Genomic DNA, 19,201 nt, shown 5'->3' with positions numbered 1-19,201 from the left:
GCGCGCCGCGGCTCAGTGGCACTCGATGCGGTTGCGTCCGCCGCGCTTGGCGCAGTACAGGGCGATATCGCTGCGCGACAGGGCAGCCTCGGCGCTGGCATCGGCAGCGCGCAGCGCTGAGATGCCGACGCTGACGGCGAGGAAGATCTGTTCGCCACCATGCAGGATCGGCGTCTTGGCCAGTTCGCCCTGGATGCGCTGGGCGAAGTGCCTGGCCTGGTGCAGATCGGCGTCGCTGAGCACCGCGGCGAACTCTTCGCCGCCCATGCGCCCGGCGGCATCGGTCTTGCGCAGCTGGGCGCAGAGGATGGCCGCGAAATGCCGCAGGGCCTGGTCGCCGACGCTATGGCCCCAGCGGTCGTTGATGGCCTTGAAGTGATCCAGGTCGAACATCAGGATGGTCGCGCACTGCCCCGGGCTGCGCTGCAGCCGGGCCAGCTCGGCTTCGAGCAGCTGCATGAAGTGCCGGCGGTTGGCCAGCTGGGTCAGGAAGTCCGTGGTGGCGAAGGCTTGCAGCTCGGCCTCGATCTGCTTGCGTTCGGTGACGTCGGTGATGAAGCCGTGCCACAGCACGCTGCCGTCCTCCAGGCGGCGCGGGCAGGCCTCGCCCTGACGCCAGGCGAGCGCCTGCCCCGGCAGCTGCAGGCGAAATTCCAGGCGCCAGGGCGTCAGCTGCCTGGCGGAGGCCTCGAAGGATGCCAGGTAGGCCGCCCGATCGTCCGGATGCAGCAGCGCCGGCAACGCCTGCGCGTCGCGCAGCAGCTGCTCCGCGCTGAGCCCGCAGATGACCTCGGCGCCGGCGCTGACGTAGGAAAAGGCCGACGCGCCGTCCGGCTGGCGCCGGTACTGGAAGACCATGCCGGGAATCTCGTTGGTCAGGTCGGTCATCAGCGCGGCGCTCTGCTGCAGCCGCTCGGCCAGCGTGCGCATGGCGGTGATGTCGGTGGTGGTGCCGATCATCCGTAGCGGCTTGCCGGCACCATCGCGTTCGACCACCTTGCCGCGGCTGCACACCCACTTGTAGCGGCCATCGCGGCAGCGCAGGCGGTGCTCCACCTCGTAGGCGGCGGTGCGCTGCTCCAGGTGCGCGGCAATGGTCGCCTTGACGTAGTCCAGGTCCGCCGGGTGCACCCGCGTGTAGCTCTCCTCGATGCGATTGCCGACTTCATGGTCGGCGTAGCCGAGCAGCGCCTTCCAGCCGCTGGAATAGTGGATTTCGCCGGTGGCGACGTTGCGATCCCAGATGCCGGTGCCGCTGCCGGCGATGGCCAGGGCCATGCGCCGCTCGCTGTCGCGCAGGGCGGCGATCTCCTGGCGCTGCTGGGCGTCCGCCTCGTCGCGCCCGAGCAGCTCCAGCGCCAGACCGGCGAACTCGAGCAGCGCCTGCTGCTGCGCGGCGTCCAGCTCGCGGGGGCGGTCGTCGAACAGGTAGAGCATGCCGAGCACGTCGCCGCCCGGCGCCCGCATCGGACAGGCGGCGAGGAAGCGCAGATGGGGAGCGGCCACCACCAGGTCGTGATCGCGCAGGCTGGCGTCGCGCTGCGCGTCGGCCACCAGGTACAGCCCGTCGGCACACGCCCAGTTACCCAGCAGACCGACCCGGGCGAGCTGAACGGCGCTGAGGCCGGCGCAGGCACGCACCTGCCGTCGCCCTTCGCCACCGGTCAGCAGCAGCGCGGCCATGACGTCGAAATGCCGCCGGGCCAGGCGCAGCAGGCCATCGAATCGCTCGTCATTGGCGCTCGCCGGCGCATCGTTCGAATACAGGGACTGCATAGGGGCTCTGCTTCGCTAGAACTGTGGACGCCGCCTGCTATTGATAGGCCATATCCAGATCGCCGTCTAATCCTGATGGCCATATGAAGCCACCGGCAGGGGTTCGCTGAGCCTAAAGGATTCGCCGCGCCGTTGACACTGGGCATCGCCCGTCTGTTCTCAGCGCAGGTAGCGTCCAACCCGACTGTGCAGCAAGGCCTGCAGCTCCGCCTGCATGAAGGCGTAGTCGTCGGCAATGTCCAGGCAGATCACCCGCTTGCCGGCCAGGGCGCGTCAGTACTGGCGCTGCAGCTTGCTGCGCTGGGCCTTTTCCATCACGAAGATCAGCGTCGCCCAGTCGAGCTGCTCGGCCGACAGGCGTACCTCGGCATCCGCCGCCAGCCCGGCGGAGTCGGTTTGCACGCCGGGCCAGGCGCCGAACAGCTGTTCGGCGGTCGGGCTGCGCAGGCGGTTGCGGCTGCAGATGAACAGCGCGCGAATCACGCGTCACCGACTCGCTCGTACAGCTCCACCGGCTCCAGTGCGCCCTGGCAGCCGCACTGGCTGTGGCCGAGCCCCAGGTGACGGAAGCCGGCCTTGAACAGCACCCGCCCGGACTGCGGGTTACGCGCCAGGTGGCTGGCGTGCAGGCGGCGCAGGTGCAGGCGGGCGAAGGCGAATTCGACCAGCGCCTGGCAGGCCTCGCTGGCGTAGCCGCGGCTCCAGTAGGGCACGCCGACCCAGTAGCCGACCTCGGCCTCGCCGCGGGCGATGTCCTTGAGGGCGATGCTGCCGATCAGCTCGCCGCTGGCACGCTCGACCATGGCGAAACAGGCCGCGCGACCGGCGGCCCAGTCCTGCGCGCACTGCGCGATCCAGCGCTGCGCCAGCTCCGGCGGATAGGGATGGGGAATGCTGCGGGTCACGTCGGCGATGCGAAAATCACCGGCCAGACGCGCCACCTGCGCGGCATCCTCGCCACGCAGCGGGCGCAGCAGCAGGCGTGCGGTTTCCAGCAGGGCTTCGTCCATGGTGATCCCTCGAGGTGCTCAGGCCGGCTGCGGCCCGATGGGATAGAACTGCCCGCCGCTCCACACGCCGAGCCAGGGCTGGCCGTCGATCTCGCGCTCCACCGCCAGCTCCACCAGTTGGTAGAACACGTTGCGATGGATCAGCGCCTCGAGGTTGCGCCGCACCAGCAGGTAGGGCGCAGGCTCGAGCGTTGCCGGGTCGATCTCGACGCGGATCGGGTGTTCGGCGCCGGCCGTTACCTCGTCCTCGACGTTGGTGGTGAAGCGCAGCAGCTGGGTCTCGCCCTCACCGATGACCTGCAGGGTCACGGCGACGAAGGGAGCGTCGTCGACGCGAATGCCGACCTTCTCCACCGGGGTGATCAGGAAGTAGTCGTCGCCGTCGCGGCGGATGATGGTGGAGAACAGCCGCACCATGGGTTTGCGGCCGATCGGCGTGCCCAGGTAATACCAGGTGCCGTCGCGGGCGATGCGCATGTCGATATCGCCGCAGAAGTCGGGGTTCCACAGGTGCACCGGTGGCAGGCCCTTGCCCTCGCCCTTGGGAATCTGCGCCAGCAGGTCGCCGGCCTTGCCTGGATCGCTCATGGTTTTGCTCGTCCACATTGCTGCGAACCGAAGAGGATACACCGTGGGAGGGGCTTTCGGCTCTGGCGTCCTGCTTCGCACTACCTCCTGCATCCATGCAGTCGTAGCCGCGACAACAAGCGGCGGATACCCGTCGCGGCTAAAGCCCCTCCCACAGAGCGCCAGCGACGCTCTGTCAGCGCGCCATGCCGAGCAGGCTGCGCGCGTAGTCGTGCAGCGGCGGGCCGATCAGGTCCTGCGGCTGGGCGTCGTAGAAGGTCAGAAAGCCACCGCGGCTGCGGATGCGTGCGGTGTCCACCAGGTAGCGGGTGTTGGTTTCGATCAGCATCAGCTGGATGGTCGCGCGGTCGGTGCCGAGACGGTCCAGCGCTTCCTGATCCTCCCACTCCTCGACGGTGCCGATGCGGTCGTCGTTATAGGCGAAGCGGCTGTACAGCAGGTAGTGGGCGCCGGCGGCACGCGCCTCGGCCATGGCCTCCTCCAGCCCGCGCGGCTCGCGCGCGCGGCGGACCAGCGGGAAGTATTCGACGAAGCCGTTGAAGGCCTCCTCGGCCACCACGTTGGGCCGCGGGTAACCGTGACCCGGCGGCACGAAATGGCCCTGGGCGATATAGATGAAGGAATCCTGCTGCAGGCGCCGCGAGGCCATGCGCTCGGTGCGGCCGTGGTCGAGAAAACCGGCGTCGCGCAGGTGATAGCCGGCGCCGCTGGCCAGGTCGCTGACCTTCATGCAGCCGGCCAGGCCCAGCAGCGCCAGCAGTAGAAGCAGGTTACGCATCAATCGATCCTCCTCGTGCCGGCGACGGAAAACCGGCGGATAAGGCAGGGATGCAGATTCTGCGCCAGGCTCGCCACCAAGGGCTGCCCCCCCAGTGTCGCGACAACGTCGCATTGCCGGTTGATCACAGCCTTATCCATGTGCCGCGATCCCCTGTAGGCTGGGTTAGGCGCATGTCGAAACCCTAATGACCCCGCAAGTTTTGGTGCGCCGTAACCCACCATTGGCGCAACGCGGAGAGACCGCCTGCTGGGTTACGCGGCGCGCCACTCTGGGAGTGTCCGAGGGTTCGGAGGTTGGCGCCGCTACCCCCCTACAGCCCGCGCTGCCACTCCTGACGCAGGCCGGCCTGCTGCGGCCGCTCGATGGCCTCGCGCACCTGCGCCAGCAGGCGCGCCTTGTCGCGGCCGAGATTGCCCTTGAGCACCAGGTAGTTGGAGGCGTGGTCGCTGCGAAATACCGTCTGCTGCAGCTCCAGGCCCTGCAGCAGGCGCTCGACTTCGCCGAACAGCTGCAGCTGGGTCAGCGGCTGGTAATCGGTGAACTGCTCACGAAACCGCGCCTCGCCCAGGGGGAAGCTGACCACCAGGGTGGAGAGGTATTCCGGCTGCGCGGCATTCATCAGCCGCGCCGAGTTGTCCGCATGCTGGGCGCTGAGGGTCTGGCCGCCGAGGCCGTTCAAGATCATCACCGAACGGGTGATGCCGGCCTGGCCGAGCTTGTCCAGGGCGCTGAGGCTGGAATCAAAGGTCTCGCCCTTGTTGACCCGCGCCAGCACTTCGTCGTCGCCGGACTCGCAACCGACGTAGGCCATCTTCAGCCCGGCGTCGGCCAGCTCCTTGAGCTCGGCCACCGACTTCTTGCGCAGGTTGCGCGGCAGGCAGTAGCTGGATACCCGGCGCACTTCGGGCATATGGCTGCGGATCGCTTCGAGAATATTGAGCAGGCGCCGCGTCGGCAGCACCAGGGCATCGCCGTCGGCGAGGAACACCCGGTTGACGATCAGCTGCGCGCCGGCGCGGCGAATCTCCTCGAGCACCTCGGCCTCGTCGCGGGCACGGAATTTCTTCTGCGGCGCCGTGTACATCTCGCAGAAGCTGCACTGGTTCCAGGAGCAACCGTTGGTCACCGGCAGAATCAGCGAGTGGGCCTCGCTGGGCGGGCGGAACACCGGCTCGATATAGGCGATGGGGAAACTGGCGGACATATTCGACCGTGCTTGGTTGGCTGAGGCTGCGCCAGTGTAACCAGTGCAGTCGTGACTGCCGAGCCACTCCCCCTCCTGAATCGGAGGCAGAAGGTCGACACGCTGAGGAAGCCCCCCTGCGGCGCCCTGGTCAAGGTGGGCTGAAGCGGATCGCCGCCCGGCCCACCCTACAATGCGACGGGTGTCAGTCGAATGCTCAATTGAAATGCGGGCCCTACTGGTAGGGTGGGCTTCAGCCCACCAGCGATGCCAGACCCGGGCAAAGCGCAGCGCCGCCCAGGCCGGCCTGCCAAGCCGCGAGGGTCAGCCGCCGATGATCTTCATCACCGTCACGCCGCCGGAGAAGGCCAACTCCTGCTTGTCACCGAGGGCCTTGACCAGCAGCCGCTGCAGCGCCGGCAGGGCCTGGTGGCGCGGCTTGTCCAGCAGGTCGCCGACGTAGTGGCGGTTGCTCGACGACAGGCAGCCGTGCAGCCAGCCGGTCGACGACAGGCGCAGGCGCGAGCAGGTGCGGCAGAACGGCACGCTCTCGTTGGCGATCACGCCAAAATGGCCGGCACCGGGGATGGCGTAGCGCAGCGCGGTGGCATCGACCGGGGCGTCGGCCTGGACGTAATCGTGACGGCTGCCGATCAGTTCCAGCAGCTCGGGCAGGCCGACGAACTGCTGGTTGAAGGCATTGGGGTCGCGGGCCAGGTGGCCCATGCGCATCAGCTCGATGAAACGCAGCTCGAAGCCGCGCTCCAGGCAGTAATCCAGCAGCGGCAGTACCTGGTCGAGGTTCTGCCCGCGCAGCGGCACCATGTTGAGCTTGATCTTCATCCCGGCGGCGCGCGCCGCCTCCAGGCCGGCCAGCACGGTGGCCAGGTCGCCGCCACGGGCGATGCGGGCGAAGGCCTCGGCGTCGAGGGTATCCAGGGAAATGTTCAGGCGGCGAATGCCGCATTCCAGCAGCAGCGCCAGCTTGCGTTCGAGCAGCTGGCCGTTGCTGGTCAGGCTGATGTCGTCGAGGCCGAGCTGGCTGACCTGGCGCAGGAAGGGTTCCAGGCGCGGGCTGACCAGCGGCTCGCCGCCAGTGATGCGCAGGCGTTCGATGCCGGCGGCTTCGATCAGGTAGGCGACGCCGCGGGCCATGGCGTCGGCGGAGAGTTCGTCCTGCGCCGCCACCAGGCGCTTGCCGTCCGGCACGCAGTAGGTGCAGGCGTAGTTGCAGGCGGCGGTCAAGCTGATGCGCAGGTTGCGAAAGCGCCTGCCCTGACGGTCGACGATCATGGCGGACTCCGAGGGGGAATAGGCCGGAGTATATCGCCGTAACCGGCCGCGGCACATGGGTCATCCAGCGGCTGAATGAGCCGAGTCGCGTTCACTATGGACAGTGGTCGCCCCGGGCATCGGCCGCGACTGGGGTCGCGGCGGGGAAGGGTTAGTCGCGCTTGCGCTTATTGCCCATGCGCACGCCGATATCCATGAGGAACTGGAAGAAGCCTTCCTGATCCTCCAGCACGTTGCTCCAGAACGGCGAGTGGTACAGCGCCACGGCGCCATGCACCAGCGCCCAGGCGGCGCAGTAGTGGAAGTACGGCGGCACGTCTTCCAGCTTGCCTTCGGCGATGCGGCCCTTGATCAGCTGGGTCAGGCGTTCGAAGTTGGAGGCGCGGATCTTGTGCAGCTGCTCGACCATCTCCGGCACCTGGTTGCCCTTGACCACCTTCTCTTCCAGGCGGTCGAACAGGCGATAGCGCTGCGGGTCGCGCATGCGGAACTCGAAGTAGGCACGCGACAGCGCTTCCTTGTCGCGATCCACGTCGGCCGAATGCAGCAGGGCGTTGAGATCGCGCTCGTAGTCGAGCATCAGGCGCAGATAGATCTCCGCCTTGGACTTGAAGTGCTTGTAGATGGTGCCTTTGCCGATACCGACCGCATCGGCGATCATCTCGACGGTGACGCTGTCTTCGCCCTGTTCGAGGAAGAGTTTCAGCGCTGTGTCGAGAATCTCCTGCTCGCGGCGACGGAATTCGCGGACCTTACGGGGTTCTTTCTGCATAAAGGGACTGTGGGGTCAAAAATCGAAGCCGCGTATTATGCCTAAATGTGGCCAAATTGCACGGATCATCCGACCATGTACGTGTTTCACGATGAGTTTCCCCAAGAAAGTGGACTGCGTTATCTGAACCACGCGGCGGTGGCGCCCTGGCCGAAACGCAGTGCCGAAGCGGTTCGGTGCTTCGCCGAAGCGAACGTGAGCAGCGGCGCGCGTGATTATCCGGACTGGCTGAAACTAGAGCGTAGCCTACGCGAACGATCAGTGCGTCTGCTGAATGCACCGAGCACCGGCGATATCGCACTGGTCAAGAACACCTCCGAGGCCCTGTCCTTCGTCGCCTTCGGCCTCGACTGGCGCCCGGGCGACCAGGTGATCATCAGCGACGAGGAATTCCCCTCCAACCGCGTGGTCTGGCTGGCCCTGGCGCCGCTGGGAGTGGAGGTGATCGAGGTCAGCCTGCGCGGCGTCGATGCCGAGGCCGCCCTGCTCCAGGCCATCGGGCCGCGAACCCGACTGCTGTCGATCAGCGCGGTGCAGTATGCCAGCGGCCTGCGCCTGGACCTGCCGCGCCTCGGCCAGGGCTGTCGCGCGCGCGGCGTGCTGTTTTGCGTGGACGCCATCCAGCAGCTCGGCGCCCTGCCCTTCGACGTGCAGGCCTGCGCCTGCGACTTCGCCATGGCCGACGGCCACAAGTGGCTGCTGGGGCCGGAGGGCCTGGGGCTGTTCTATTGCCGCAGCGAGCTGCGCGATCAACTCAAGCTGCACGAATACGGCTGGCACATGCTGGAACACGCCGGCGACTACAACCGCCAGGACTGGCAGCCGGCGCGCAGCGCGCGGCGCTTCGAATGCGGCAGCCCGAACATGCTCGGCGCCTTCGCCCTGGAGGCCAGCCTGTCGCTGCTGGAAGAGGTCGGCATGCAGCGGGTCGGCGCACTGCTCACCGAACGCGTACAGTGGCTGCTCGACGGCATCCAAGCCCTGCCCGGCGCGACGCTGCACAGCCCGGTCGAGGTCGAGCGGCGCGCCGGCATCCTCACCTTCAGCCTGGCCGGACACGACAACCAGGCGCTGCACCAGCGCCTGCGCGACGCCGGGGTGATCTGCGCACAACGTGGACCGGGCGTGCGCTTTTCGCCGCATTTCTACACCAGCGCTCAGGTGATCGAGGAAACCCTGGGGCTGCTAGGCCAGCTGGCAAGAGGCTGAGAACTCAGCAGCCGCCGCGGTATTCCAAATCTGTTTAAAAAACGCACGATTTCGCCTGGACGCGCGGCAATCCTGGCCAATACTGAAGATTACTGGTGCGCGGCATCTCCCCCCAAGTGCCCCGCCAGCCAAGGTACCGTGGACCGCGTACCTTGATTTACTCCTAATGGTCTTGACCCGGATTCATCCCCCAGAACCCGGGTTTTTTTTGGCCGATGAAAATTCACCCTGATCCATAAGCATGGCAGCGGCTTCAGCCGCGAAGCCGTTATCGGCCTTCGCGGCTGACGCGCTACGCCGCCCGGCGGCTCTGCACAAGCCTAGCCCGGGTGCAATCCGGGAATCCTGCAGCCGCGGATTGCCTCCGGGCTACACGCCGGCCAGCGGGAACAGGCGCTTGAAGTTGGCCGAGGTCTGCTCGGCCAGGACCTCGAAGCTCACGCCGCGCAGCACGGCCAGGTATTCGGCCACCTCACGCACGTATTGCGGCAGGTTGGGCTTGCCGCGATGCGGCACCGGCGCCAGGTAGGGCGAGTCGGTCTCCACCAGCAGGCGGTCGGCCGGCACCTGACGCGCCACCTCGCGCAGCGCCTCGGCATTGCGGAAGGTAACGATGCCGGACAGCGATATATAGAAGCCGATATCCAGCGCCGCCTTGGCCATCTCCCAGTCCTCGGTGAAGCAGTGCAACACGCCGGCCTGCGGCAGTGCCGCCTCGCGCAGCAGCGCCAGGGTGTCGGCGCGGGCTTCGCGGGTATGCACTATCACCGGCTTACCGGTGATGCGCGCCGCCTCCAGGTGCAGGCGGAAGGAGGCCTGCTGCAGCGCGGCGGATTCGGGTTCGTAGTGGTAGTCCAGGCCGGTTTCGCCGATGGCCACCACCTTGGGATGGGCCAGCTCGGCCAGCAGCCAGTCCAGTGCCGGCGCGGCGCCCGGCTCCAGATCCAGCGGATGCACGCCCACCGAGCAATCGACATCGGCATAGCGCTCGGCCAGCCCCTTGACCGTGGCGGCATTGTCGGCGCTGACACCGATGCACAGGAAATGCCCGACGCCCGCCGCACGGGCCGCATCCAGGGCAGCATCCAGCGAACCGCCGTGGGCGGCCAGGTCGAGACGGTCGAGGTGGCAATGGGAGTCGATCAGCACAGCGGGGAACTCGGGCAAGGGAAAGGCCCGAATTGTAATCGAAAGCGGCGGAAGGCTGGGCGCGTGGGAGAGGCTTTGGGGCGTGGGATGGGTTGAGCAGCGTAGCGCCGATACCCCGCATCCAGACATCGACGGGTGCGCTGCGCTCAGCCCATACTGCGGCTGCCGTTACATGGTATGGGTCGGACGATCGGACTTCAGCGCGCCGGCCAGATAGGTCTCGATCTTGTTGCGGGCGGTGTTGTCGCCATCGTTGAACTGCACGCCGACGCCGGCGGCGCGGTTGCCCTGGGCGCCCTTGGGGGTGATCCACACCACCTTGCCGGCCACCGGGATCTTCTCCGGCTCGTCCATCAGGTTGAGCAGCATGAACACTTCGTCGCCGAGCTTGTAGCTCTTGTTGGTGGGGATGAAGAGTCCGCCGTTCTTGATGAAGGGCATGTAGGCCGCGTAGAGCACGGACTTGTCCTTGATGGTCAGGGACAAAATGCCGTTACGGGGGCCCAGATTGGGTGGCAAGCTCATCAGGTATTCCTGGCGTCTATTGCGTAATGCCCGATTCTAGCCCGGTCCGGGCAAGCTTGCCCACTGCACCAGTAGGGCTTCGAGAAGCAAGACACGGTTGAGGTTGGCCTTGCCGATCACCTTCTGCCGCTGCGCCAGCAGCCACTCCTGGATCGCCAGCACCTTGGCCTGGGGGGTTTTCTCGGCCAGGTATTGCACCACCTTGCGCATGTCGGCCTGGCCCAGGCCGGCCTCGTCGCGGGTCAGCTGGTAGCGCAGCATCAGCTGCGCCCAGTCGCAGAACCAGTCGAACAGCAGGTTCAGCGGCAGCGCATTCCAGCTTTCCGCCAGCTGGCTGGGGGCGATCTGCTGCTTGAGCAGCTTCTTCACCCCTTCCACCGCCTGCGCGCGCTGTTCGCGCACGCCCTGCCCCTGCAGACGCAGCGCCGCCAGCGGCGAACCGGCGGCCAGGGTCAGCAGCTCGGCGCGCTCCTCCTCGCTCGACTCGGGCAGCGCCTGGGCCAGCCAGGCCAGGCTCAGCGCCTCGCTGGGCAGCGGGCAAGCCTGCTGCACGCAGCGGCTCTTGATGGTCGGCAACAGACGGCTGGGCTGGTGGCTGATCAGCAGCAGCACGGTGGCGCCGGAGGGCTCCTCCAGGCTTTTCAGCAGGGCATTGGCGGCGTTAAGGTTCATCGCTTCGGCCGGCTCCAGCAGCACCACCTTGCGCCCGCCGAGCTGGGCGGTCTGCACCACGAAGTCGACCAGCTCGCGCACCTGATCGACCTTGATCGGCTTGTCCGCCTCTTCCGGCTCCAGCACGTAGTTGTCCGGGTGGGTGCCGGCCGCCAGCAGGTGGCAGGACTTGCACTGGCCGCAGGCGTCCAGGCCGTTCGGGCTCTGGCACAGCAGTCGCGCCATCAGGCGTTCGGCCAGGGCGCGCTTGCCGATCCCGGCGGGGCCGTGCAGCAGGTAGGCGTGGGCATGCTGGCTGCGGCCGGCGAGGTGCTGCCAGAGGCTTTGCTGCCAGGGATAGGCGTCAGCCACGGCAGGTCTCCAGCAGGCTCGGCAGCAGGGCGTCGAGATCGGCCTGCACCTGGGCCAGGGTCTGTCCGGCATCCAGCACGCGGTAGCGCTGTGGGGCCTGCGCCGCGCGCTGCAGATAGGCCTGGCGCACCGCCTCGAAGAAGCCGCGGCCTTCCTGCTCGAAACGATCCAGCCGGCCACGGGCGGCGGCGCGGGCCAGGCCCACCTCCACCGGCAGGTCGAAGATCAGGGTTCGATCGGGGCGCAGCTCGCCCTGGACGAAGTTCTCCAGCAGGGCGATGCGCTCGCCGGACAAGCCGCGGCCGCCGCCCTGGTAGGCGTAGGTGGCATCAGTGAAACGGTCGCACAGCACCACGGCGCCGCACGCCAGCGCCGGGCGGATGACCTGCTGCAGGTGCTGGGCGCGCGCGGCGAACACCAGCAGCAGCTCGGTATCGCTGGCCATGGGCTCGTCGCTGGGTGCCAGCAGCAGTTCGCGGATGCGCTCGGCCAGCGGCGTGCCGCCCGGCTCGCGGGTCAGCAGCACGTCGACGCCGCGCTCGCGCAGGCGCTCGGCGAGGTAGTCGCGGTTGGTGCTCTTGCCGGCGCCTTCCGGGCCTTCCAGGGTGATAAACAGACCGGTCACGGGTTGCCCTTATTGAGTGTCGGCCGCACGCGGTGCGGGGCTGGAGCGATAGTCGGCACGGCGCTTGAGCTGGTACTCGCGCACCGCGCGGTTGTGCTCGGCCAGGGTATTGGAGAACACGTGGCTGCCGTCGCCCTTAGCCACGAAGTACAGCGACTTGCCATCGAGCGGATTGAGCGCGGCATGGATGGCTTCGCGGCCGACCATGGCAATCGGCGTCGGCGGCATGCCGTCGATGGTGTAGGTGTTGTAGGGCGTCGGCGTGCGCAGGTCGGCACGGGTGATGCGGCCGTTGTAGCGCTCGCCCATGCCGTAGATGACGGTCGGGTCGGTCTGCAGGCGCATGCCGATACGCAGGCGGCGGACGAAGACGCCGGCAATCTCGCCGCGCTCTTCCGGCACGCCGGTTTCCTTCTCGATCAGCGAGGCCATGATCAGCGCGTCGTAGGGCTCGCGATAGGGCAGGCCCTCGGCGCGCTTGTCCCACTCCTCGGCCAGCACCGCCTCGAGGCGGGCATTGGCCTGCTTGAGCAGGTCCTCGTCGCTCATGCCGCGCACGTAGCGGTAGGTATCGGGAAAGAAGCGCCCTTCCGGGTTCTGCCCGGCCAGCCCCAGGCGCGCCATCAGCTCGGCGTCGCTAAGCTCGGCCAGGCGTTGCTCGAGACGCTCCTGGCGCGCCAGGGCGGTGCGCACCTGGCGGAAATTCCAGCCCTCGACCAGGGTCAGGCTGTACTGCATCACCTCGCCGCGCTGCCACAGGCCGAGCATGTCCTTGGCGCTCTGCCCGGGCAGCAGGCGATATTCGCCGCTGTGCAGGGCCGGAGCGCGCAGGTTGAAACGCCAGTACAGGCGCAGCCAGAAGGCGTCGTCGATCACGCCCTCGCTTTGCAGACGATTGAGCAGGCCACTGGGAGTGGCGCCGGACGGCACCTCCAGCAGCATTTCCTCGCTCAGTTGCAGGGGCTGCTCCAGCGCCTTCTGCTGTTGCCAGGCGGCCCCGACCACCAGCAGCGCAGCCAGCAGCACGCCGCACTCGAGCAGCACCAAGATCTTGCGTAGCACTAATCAGATATCCAGTAAGTCGCGGACGATGGTCTGCAGTTTACGGGTGAGCGGCCCGACCGGCCAGTGCTGCGCCTGCAGGGCCCGTACCGGCCAGACGCCGTAGAGGCTGTTGCAGAGAAAGACTTCGTCCGCCGCCAGCAGTTCGTCATGGCCGATGTCGCGTACTTCCACCGGCACCCCGAGCGCCCTCGCCTGGTCCAGCAATTCGGCGCGCATCACCCCGGCGACGCCGCAGCGCGACAGGTCGGCGGTCAGCAGAGCACCGCCGCGCACCAGGAAAAGGTTGCTGTAGACCCCTTCGATCACCCGCCCGCTGGCATCGCACATCAAGCCCTCGGCGTGCTCGACATCCTGCCATTCGGCGCGAGCCAACACCTGTTCCAGGCGATTGAGGTGCTTGAGCCCGGCCAGCAGCGGCTGCTCGGCCAGACGGGTGACGCAGGGAAACAGGCGCACGCCCTGCTCGGCATGCGCGGCGGGATACTGCGGCAGCGGCGCCGCCTGCAGGATACGCAGCGGCTGACCGGGCTGCGGTGGCGCATAGCCACGCTGACCCTCGCCGCGGGTGACGATCAGCTTGGCTACGCCCTCGCCGAGCTGCCCGGCGAAGGCCTGCAGCTCGCTGTCCATCAGCGCGAGGTCGAGGGGAATGGCCAGGCGCCGACAGCCCTCGGCCAGGCGCGCCAGGTGCCGCGCCAGCAGCGGGATGCGCCCGCCACGCACGGCGATGGTCTCGAACAGACCATCGCCGTAAGCCAGGCCACGGTCGCGCACCGACAACTGTTCGCCGGGCGCGCCGTTGACCCAGCCCGGCATCAGCCGTGGTACCGACGGAACAGCAGCGAACCGTTGGTGCCGCCGAAACCGAAGGAGTTGGACAGCGCCACCTCGATCGGCATGGCCTTGGCCTGGTGCGCGACGAAGTCCAGGTCGCAGCCTTCATCCGGCTCGTCCAGGTTGATGGTCGGCGGCGCCACCTGGTCGCGGATCGCCAGCACGCTGAAGATCGCCTCCACCGCACCGGCCGCGCCGAGCAGGTGGCCGGTCATCGACTTGGTCGAGCTGACCGACAGCTTATAGGCGTGCTCGCCGAACACGCTCTTCACCGCCGCAGCCTCGGCGATGTCGCCGGCCGGGGTGGAAGTGCCGTGGGCGTTGATGTACTGCACCTGGTCGGCGTTGATGCCGGCATCGCGCAGGGCGGCTGCCATGCAACGCGCGGCACCGGCGCCATCCTCGGGCGGCGAGGTCATGTGGAAGGCGTCGCCGCTCATGCCGAAGCCGATCAGCTCGGCATAGATGGTGGCGCCACGCGCCTTGGCGTGTTCCAGCTCTTCCAGCACCAGGGCGCCGGCGCCGTCGGACAGTACGAAACCGTCGCGGCCCTTGTCCCATGGCCGGCTGGCCTTGGTCGGCTCGTCGTTGCGGGTGGACAGCGCCCGGGCCGCGCCGAAACCGCCCATGCCCAGGCCGCAGGCGGCCATCTCGGCGCCGCCGGCGACCATCACGTCGGCCTCGCCATAGGCGATGTTGCGCGCGGCCATGCCGATGCAGTGGGTGCCGGTGGTGCATGCCGTGGCGATGGCGTAGTTCGGTCCCTGCAGCCCCAGGTGGATCGACAGGAAGCCGGAAATCATGTTGATGATCGAGCCAGGCACGAAGAACGGCGAAATGCGCCGCGGCCCCTGCTCGTGCAGCGATTTGCAGTTGTTCTCGATATTGGTCAGGCCGCCGATACCGGAGCCCATGACCACGCCGATGCGCTCACGGTTGGCGTCGGTGACTTCCAGGCCGGCATCGCGCATCGCCTGGAAGCTGGCGGCGAGGCCGTACTGAATGAACAGGTCGAGCTTGCGCGCCTCCTTGGCGGAGAGGTACTCCTCGACGTTGAAACCCTTGACCGACCCACCGAAACGGGTGGAGTAGGCGGACAGGTCCATGTGCTCGATCAGGCCGATGCCACTGCGCCCGGCCAAAATGCCCTGCCAGCTGCTCGGCACATCGTTACCCAGCGGCGACAACATGCCCATACCGGTAACCACGACGCGTCTACGCGACACAGCAATCTCCTCTTGTTCTGCCTGATAGCGCCGGAATGCGCCTTGCACGTAAAGAAAAACCGCACGCCTGATGAGGGCAGTGCGGCTTTTCCGTGTCGGGAAGCGACGGTGACTTATTGCGCGTGCGCGGTCACGTAGTCGATAGCTTCCTGAACGGTGGTGATCTTCTCAGCTTGCTCGTCCGGGATCTCGGTCTCGAATTCCTCTTCGAGAGCCATCACCAGCTCGACGGTGTCAAGGGAGTCGGCACCCAGGTCTTCGACGAAGGAAGCGCTGTTGGTGACTTCCTCTTCCTTCACGCCCAGTTGCTCGGCAACGATTTTCTTGACGCGTTCTTCGATGGTGCTCATACCTTGTTTTCACTCCTATTGGACAAATCCAGGCAGCTAGCTGGTAGCGGCCAAGTGTATAGAAAGGGTTTTTAGCATTTCAAGCTGAATGCCGGGGAGCCCCCAGGAACACTTCAACGATCTGTCTATAAACCTGTTGCAGCTTTATAACGGATTTTAGACAGCCACTATGACAGTTTTCTGAAGGCGCTCGTCACATTCAGCTCATATACATTCCGCCGTTCACGGGGATAGTAGCCCCAGTGACGTAGGCTGCGCCATCGGAGGCGAGGAAGGCCACCACCTTGGCGATCTCCTCGGCCTGGCCCAGACGGCCCAGCGGAATCTGGGTCAGCAGCGCGTCGCGCTGGGCTTCCGGCAGTTCGCGGGTCATGTCGGTGTCGATGAAACCGGGAGCCACCGAGTTGACGGTGATCGCCCGCGAACCCACTTCACGCGCCAGGGCACGACTGAAACCTTCCAGGCCGGCCTTGGCCGCGGCGTAGTTGACCTGCCCGGCATTGCCCATGGCGCCGACGACGGAGCCAATGTTGATGATGCGGCCGAAACGCGCCTTGGTCATCCCGCGCAGTACCGCCTTGGACAGGCGATACAGGCTGTTGAGGTTGGTGTTGATCACGTCGTACCACTCGTCGTCCTTCATCCGCAGTATCAGGTTGTCACGGGTGATGCCGGCGTTGTTGACCAGGATCAACGGCTGACCAAGATGTTGCTGGATGTGTTCCAGGGTGCTGGCGACCGACTCATCGTTGCTCACGTCGAGCACCAGGCCGGCGCCTTCGACGCCGTTGGCCTTGAGGGTTTCGGCGATGCGCTCGGCGCCCGAGGCGCTGGTGGCGGTGCCGATGACGATGGCGCCCTGACGGCCCAGCTCCAGGGCAATCGCCTGGCCGATACCGCGGCTGGCGCCGGTGACCAGCGCGACCTTACCTTGCAGACTCATGTTCGTTCTCCTTGCTCAGGCCAGAGCCGCGCGGGCGGCGGCAAAGGCATCCGGGGTATCCAGGTTGTGGGTGTTGATGCCCTTGACGCAGCGCTTGTTGAGGCCGCCCAGCACCTTGCCGGGACCGCACTCGACCAGGTCGGTGACACCCTGCTCGGACAGACGCACCATCGACTCGACCCAGCGCACCGGGCTGTACAGCTGCGCCAGCAGGTCGGCCTTGAGGGTGGCCAGGTCGGACACCACGGCGGCGCTGACGTTCTGCACCAGCGGAATCTGCGGTGCCTGCCAGGCGATGGCCTCGACCGACTCGGCGAAACGCTCGGCAGCCGGTTTCATCAGCGCACAGTGCGACGGCACGCTGACCGGTAGCGCCATGGCGCGCTTGGCACCACGCGCCTTGCACGCCTCGATGGCACGCTCGACGGCAGCCGCGCTGCCGGCGATCACCACCTGGCCCGGGGCGTTGAAGTTCACCGCGCTGACCACATCGCCCTGCGCCGCTTCGGCGCAGGCAGCCAGCACGTCGGCATCGTCCAGGCCGAGGATCGCGGCCATGCCGCCCTGCCCGGCCGGCACGGCCTGCTGCATCAGTTGGCCGCGGCGCTCCACCAGCTTCACCGCATCGGCGAAGCCCAGGCTGCCGGCGGCGACCAGCGCGGAATACTCGCCCAGGCTGTGGCCGGCGACGAACGCCGGCTTCGCGCCGCCCTCGGACTGCCACAGACGCCACAGGGCGATGGAGGCGGTGAGAATGGCCGGCTGGGTCTTGTCGGTCTGGTTCAGTTGCTCTTCCGGGCCCTGCTGGGTCAGCGCCCAGAGATCGTAGCCGAGCACTTCGGAGGCTTCGCCGAAGGTGTCGATCACCAGCTGCTGCTGGGCACCGTGCTCGGCCAGCATGGCCAGGGCTTGCGAGCCCTGACCGGGGAAGACGAATGCGAGGGATGCAGACATGGATAAGTCCCTTGAGTCGGAAAACCAGCGCCAGGGCAAGCCTGGCGCAGCGAACTGACAGTTGGATGACAGGCCGTCGGCCGTGGTCACATCCTACAGCAACAGATCCTCGAGGCGACCGTGCAGGCGCTGCGGCAGATTCTCCTGCACCTCGCGCAGCGCGCAGCGAATCGCGCTCTGGAAACCCTCCTGCCCCGCTGCGCCATGGCTCTTGACCACGATGCCCTGCAGACCGAGAAAGCTCGCGCCATTGTGCTGCGCCGGCGCCAGGTCGGCCTTCAGGCGGCGCAGCAACGGCATGGCCAACGCCCCCACGGCCTGGGCGAACAGGCCCTGGCGGAACAACGCCTCGACCCGCCCGGCGATCAGTTGCGCCAGGCCTTCACTGGACTTGAGCAGGATATTGCCGACGAAACCGTCGCACACCACCACATCGGCCTCGCCGCGGTACAGGCCGTCGCCCTCGATATAGCCGACGAAGTTCAGCCCGCGCGCCTGCTGCAGGAGGCTGGCCGCCAGCTTGACCTGCTGGTTGCCCTTGATGTCCTCGGTGCCGACGTTGAGCAGCGCCACTCGCGGCCGGATGACGCCCAGGGTCTCGGCCGCCACCGCGCCCATGATGGCGAACTGGTAGAGATGCTCGGCACTGCAGTCGACGTTGGCACCCAGATCCAGCAGGTAGCAGTGGCCGCGCTCGGTGGGCACCGGGCTGACCATGGCCGGCCGGTCGATGCCCGGCAGCGTCTTGAGCACATAGCGCGACAGCGCCATCAGCGCCCCGGTATTGCCGGCACTGACGCAGGCATGGGCCTGGCGCTGACGCACCAGCTCCAGCGCCACGCGCATCGAGGCATCGGGCTTGCCACGCAAGGCCTGCGCCGGACGCTCGTCCATGGCGATCACTTCGCCGGCGGGATGAACCTGCAGGCGTGCGCGATCGACGCCGGGCTGGCGGGCGAGCTGCTCTTCGATAAGGGGGGCTTGACCGACGAGGGTCAGGTGCAGCGAGGGGAATTCGGCCAGCGCGGCAATGCAGGCCGGAACAATGCAGTGGGGACCGAAGTCCCCACCCATTGCATCAATCGCGATGATCGAGGCGGACAAGGATTACTCGTCGGCGCCCTTGTCGATCACCTTGCGACCGCGGTACACGCCTTCCGGAGAAACGTGGTGGCGCAGGTGAACTTCACCGGTGCTCTTCTCTACGGACAGGGTGCTGGCCTCGAGGGCGTCGTGCGAACGACGCATGTCGCGGGCGGAACGGGATTTTTTGTTCTGCTGAACAGCCATAACTGATTAACTCCTAAACGTTTGGGTCACGCTTTAACTGCGCCAATACACTGAACGGGTTGGACCGCGATACCTCGTCCTCGCCCGGTTCGATCTCGTCGAGACCGTCCGGCTGCTGGCAATCACCTGGGGCGTGAGCAGGAACGATGGGCAGGGCGAGGAGCAATTCATCCTCGACCAGGCCCAGCATTTCAAGCGGCTCTTCGCCCACTTCCAGCACGTCGTAGCCCTTCGGCAAGGACTGAGTGTTCGCTCCAACCCGAACCACGGCGTATTCACATTCGCTGCGGATGGGTAGCGCGACCAGCTCCAGACAACGCTGGCAGACCATTTTGACCTCAACCTCGAGCTCGCTGCGGATGACCACAGTTTTCTGCTCGTCACGCGCGAAGTGAAACTTCGCCTGCACCACGCCGGCCGTACCGGCAAGCGGGTCGCAGAGACGCGGCAGGCTGGCCAGTTCGAGTTGCCCTTCTAGGGTAACTTCGCGGTCGGCGAGCTTGCGCGGATCAACGTGAGGTGGAATCGGCCCATTCAACATAGGCGCAGCATTCTAGGGATGCACCCTGCCCCTGTCAAAGGAAATTCGGCCTGTCGCGGCACCT

General features: G+C 66.9%; 21 protein-coding genes and 1 pseudogene. 1 reads left to right on the top strand and 21 read right to left on the bottom strand.

Features of this window, described 5'->3' with window-relative positions; translation table 11 throughout:
- Positions 1-12: 12 nt before the first annotated feature.
- From AC1G9C_RS08585 to AC1G9C_RS08550, 8 genes and pseudogenes are all read right to left on the bottom strand, one after another.
- Entirely contained in the window at positions 13-1,776 is a 1,764-nt protein-coding gene (locus AC1G9C_RS08585; protein WP_480409938.1) for a sensor domain-containing diguanylate cyclase, read from the bottom strand.
- A 159-nt stretch (positions 1,777-1,935) separates the two neighbouring features.
- Positions 1,936-2,259, bottom strand: a pseudogene (locus tag AC1G9C_RS08580) (low molecular weight protein tyrosine phosphatase family protein).
- Positions 2,256-2,786 carry a GNAT family N-acetyltransferase gene (locus AC1G9C_RS08575; protein ID WP_397497453.1) on the bottom strand — a complete coding sequence of 177 codons (531 nt, stop codon included), beginning with the start codon at positions 2,784-2,786 and terminating at the stop codon, positions 2,256-2,258. The pseudogene AC1G9C_RS08580 and the gene AC1G9C_RS08575 overlap by 4 nt, the downstream one beginning before the upstream one ends.
- An 18-nt stretch (positions 2,787-2,804) precedes the next feature.
- Positions 2,805-3,374, bottom strand: a complete 570-nt coding sequence (locus AC1G9C_RS08570) for a DUF1285 domain-containing protein (RefSeq protein WP_021445425.1) — start codon at positions 3,372-3,374, stop codon at positions 2,805-2,807.
- A gap of 175 nt (positions 3,375-3,549) precedes the next feature.
- Positions 3,550-4,152 (bottom strand): DUF4823 domain-containing protein, encoded by a 603-nt coding sequence (locus AC1G9C_RS08565; RefSeq protein WP_480409937.1) that lies wholly within the window; start codon positions 4,150-4,152, stop codon positions 3,550-3,552.
- A 313-nt stretch (positions 4,153-4,465) separates the two neighbouring features.
- The gene (locus tag AC1G9C_RS08560; RefSeq protein WP_480409936.1) at positions 4,466-5,359 is read right to left on the bottom strand and encodes a radical SAM protein; all 894 of its coding nucleotides are present in this window, start codon (positions 5,357-5,359) and stop codon (positions 4,466-4,468) included.
- 303 nt (positions 5,360-5,662) lie between these two features.
- On the bottom strand, positions 5,663-6,631 hold the full coding sequence (locus tag AC1G9C_RS08555; RefSeq protein WP_480409935.1) for a GTP 3',8-cyclase MoaA: 969 nt from the start codon (positions 6,629-6,631) through the stop codon (positions 5,663-5,665).
- A 151-nt stretch (positions 6,632-6,782) separates the two neighbouring features.
- Complete coding sequence (locus AC1G9C_RS08550; RefSeq protein ID WP_021445429.1) at positions 6,783-7,403, bottom strand: TetR/AcrR family transcriptional regulator; 621 nt, start codon at positions 7,401-7,403, stop codon at positions 6,783-6,785.
- 75 nt (positions 7,404-7,478) lie between these two features.
- Between AC1G9C_RS08550 and AC1G9C_RS08545 the strand changes: the two genes are divergently transcribed.
- Positions 7,479-8,612 (top strand): aminotransferase class V-fold PLP-dependent enzyme, encoded by a 1,134-nt coding sequence (locus tag AC1G9C_RS08545; protein ID WP_480409934.1) that lies wholly within the window; start codon positions 7,479-7,481, stop codon positions 8,610-8,612.
- Positions 8,613-8,981: 369 nt separating this feature from the next.
- Here AC1G9C_RS08545 and AC1G9C_RS08540 read toward each other — a convergent pair whose 3' ends face one another.
- From AC1G9C_RS08540 to AC1G9C_RS08480, 13 genes are all read right to left on the bottom strand, one after another.
- Positions 8,982-9,761 carry a TatD family hydrolase gene (locus AC1G9C_RS08540; protein ID WP_122107222.1) on the bottom strand — a complete coding sequence of 260 codons (780 nt, stop codon included), beginning with the start codon at positions 9,759-9,761 and terminating at the stop codon, positions 8,982-8,984.
- A 168-nt stretch (positions 9,762-9,929) separates the two neighbouring features.
- Positions 9,930-10,286, bottom strand: a complete 357-nt coding sequence (locus AC1G9C_RS08535) for a PilZ domain-containing protein (RefSeq protein ID WP_003245164.1) — start codon at positions 10,284-10,286, stop codon at positions 9,930-9,932.
- 36 nt (positions 10,287-10,322) lie between these two features.
- Positions 10,323-11,309: a DNA polymerase III subunit delta' gene (locus AC1G9C_RS08530; protein WP_021445432.1), complete on the bottom strand. Its 987-nt coding sequence runs from the start codon at positions 11,307-11,309 to the stop codon at positions 10,323-10,325.
- Entirely contained in the window at positions 11,302-11,934 is a 633-nt protein-coding gene (tmk, locus tag AC1G9C_RS08525) for a dTMP kinase (protein WP_480409933.1), read from the bottom strand. The genes AC1G9C_RS08530 and tmk overlap by 8 nt, the downstream gene beginning before the upstream one ends.
- Before the next feature lie 9 nt (positions 11,935-11,943).
- Positions 11,944-12,996, bottom strand: coding sequence for an endolytic transglycosylase MltG (mltG, locus tag AC1G9C_RS08520; RefSeq protein WP_457790160.1), 1,053 nt, complete (start codon positions 12,994-12,996; stop codon positions 11,944-11,946).
- A 3-nt stretch (positions 12,997-12,999) separates the two neighbouring features.
- Positions 13,000-13,815, bottom strand: a complete 816-nt coding sequence (gene pabC, locus AC1G9C_RS08515; protein WP_480409932.1) for an aminodeoxychorismate lyase — start codon at positions 13,813-13,815, stop codon at positions 13,000-13,002.
- Complete coding sequence (gene fabF, locus AC1G9C_RS08510) at positions 13,815-15,059, bottom strand: beta-ketoacyl-ACP synthase II (RefSeq protein ID WP_480409931.1); 1,245 nt, start codon at positions 15,057-15,059, stop codon at positions 13,815-13,817. Before fabF ends, pabC begins: the two co-directional genes overlap by 1 nt.
- A gap of 113 nt (positions 15,060-15,172) precedes the next feature.
- A complete protein-coding gene (gene acpP, locus AC1G9C_RS08505; RefSeq protein ID WP_003245177.1) occupies positions 15,173-15,409 on the bottom strand; it encodes an acyl carrier protein in 237 nt (78 codons plus the stop codon).
- A 199-nt stretch (positions 15,410-15,608) separates the two neighbouring features.
- A complete protein-coding gene (fabG, locus tag AC1G9C_RS08500) occupies positions 15,609-16,352 on the bottom strand; it encodes a 3-oxoacyl-ACP reductase FabG (protein ID WP_480409930.1) in 744 nt (247 codons plus the stop codon).
- 15 nt (positions 16,353-16,367) lie between these two features.
- Positions 16,368-17,306, bottom strand: coding sequence for an ACP S-malonyltransferase (fabD, locus tag AC1G9C_RS08495; protein ID WP_480409929.1), 939 nt, complete (start codon positions 17,304-17,306; stop codon positions 16,368-16,370).
- 93 nt (positions 17,307-17,399) lie between these two features.
- Positions 17,400-18,410: a phosphate acyltransferase PlsX gene (gene plsX, locus AC1G9C_RS08490; protein ID WP_480409928.1), complete on the bottom strand. Its 1,011-nt coding sequence runs from the start codon at positions 18,408-18,410 to the stop codon at positions 17,400-17,402.
- 3 nt (positions 18,411-18,413) lie between these two features.
- Complete coding sequence (rpmF, locus tag AC1G9C_RS08485; RefSeq protein ID WP_003245185.1) at positions 18,414-18,596, bottom strand: 50S ribosomal protein L32; 183 nt, start codon at positions 18,594-18,596, stop codon at positions 18,414-18,416.
- Positions 18,597-18,609: 13 nt separating this feature from the next.
- Complete coding sequence (locus AC1G9C_RS08480) at positions 18,610-19,137, bottom strand: YceD family protein (protein ID WP_397497464.1); 528 nt, start codon at positions 19,135-19,137, stop codon at positions 18,610-18,612.
- Positions 19,138-19,201 lie beyond the last annotated feature (64 nt).

The sequence above is a fragment of the Pseudomonas sp. ABa2 genome (genome assembly GCF_056676075.1).
This window is presented reverse-complemented; position numbering and strand designations above follow the sequence as displayed.

What these genes read in the sequence shown, in the direction of transcription:
- AC1G9C_RS08585 (WP_480409938.1), bottom strand. Translation starts at nt 1,776, where the DNA reads ATGCAGTCCCTGTATTCGAACGATGCGCCGGCGAGCGCCAATGACGAG.
- AC1G9C_RS08575 (WP_397497453.1), bottom strand. Translation starts at nt 2,786, where the DNA reads ATGGACGAAGCCCTGCTGGAAACCGCACGCCTGCTGCTGCGCCCGCTG.
- AC1G9C_RS08570 (WP_021445425.1), bottom strand. Translation starts at nt 3,374, where the DNA reads ATGAGCGATCCAGGCAAGGCCGGCGACCTGCTGGCGCAGATTCCCAAG.
- AC1G9C_RS08565 (WP_480409937.1), bottom strand. Translation starts at nt 4,152, where the DNA reads ATGCGTAACCTGCTTCTACTGCTGGCGCTGCTGGGCCTGGCCGGCTGC.
- AC1G9C_RS08560 (WP_480409936.1), bottom strand. Translation starts at nt 5,359, where the DNA reads ATGTCCGCCAGTTTCCCCATCGCCTATATCGAGCCGGTGTTCCGCCCG.
- AC1G9C_RS08555 (WP_480409935.1), bottom strand. Translation starts at nt 6,631, where the DNA reads ATGATCGTCGACCGTCAGGGCAGGCGCTTTCGCAACCTGCGCATCAGC.
- AC1G9C_RS08550 (WP_021445429.1), bottom strand. Translation starts at nt 7,403, where the DNA reads ATGCAGAAAGAACCCCGTAAGGTCCGCGAATTCCGTCGCCGCGAGCAG.
- AC1G9C_RS08545 (WP_480409934.1), top strand. Translation starts at nt 7,479, where the DNA reads ATGTACGTGTTTCACGATGAGTTTCCCCAAGAAAGTGGACTGCGTTAT.
- AC1G9C_RS08535 (WP_003245164.1), bottom strand. Translation starts at nt 10,286, where the DNA reads ATGAGCTTGCCACCCAATCTGGGCCCCCGTAACGGCATTTTGTCCCTG.
- pabC (WP_480409932.1), bottom strand. Translation starts at nt 13,815, where the DNA reads ATGCCGGGCTGGGTCAACGGCGCGCCCGGCGAACAGTTGTCGGTGCGC.
- acpP (WP_003245177.1), bottom strand. Translation starts at nt 15,409, where the DNA reads ATGAGCACCATCGAAGAACGCGTCAAGAAAATCGTTGCCGAGCAACTG.
- fabG (WP_480409930.1), bottom strand. Translation starts at nt 16,352, where the DNA reads ATGAGTCTGCAAGGTAAGGTCGCGCTGGTCACCGGCGCCAGCCGCGGT.
- fabD (WP_480409929.1), bottom strand. Translation starts at nt 17,306, where the DNA reads ATGTCTGCATCCCTCGCATTCGTCTTCCCCGGTCAGGGCTCGCAAGCC.
- rpmF (WP_003245185.1), bottom strand. Translation starts at nt 18,596, where the DNA reads ATGGCTGTTCAGCAGAACAAAAAATCCCGTTCCGCCCGCGACATGCGT.
- AC1G9C_RS08480 (WP_397497464.1), bottom strand. Translation starts at nt 19,137, where the DNA reads ATGTTGAATGGGCCGATTCCACCTCACGTTGATCCGCGCAAGCTCGCC.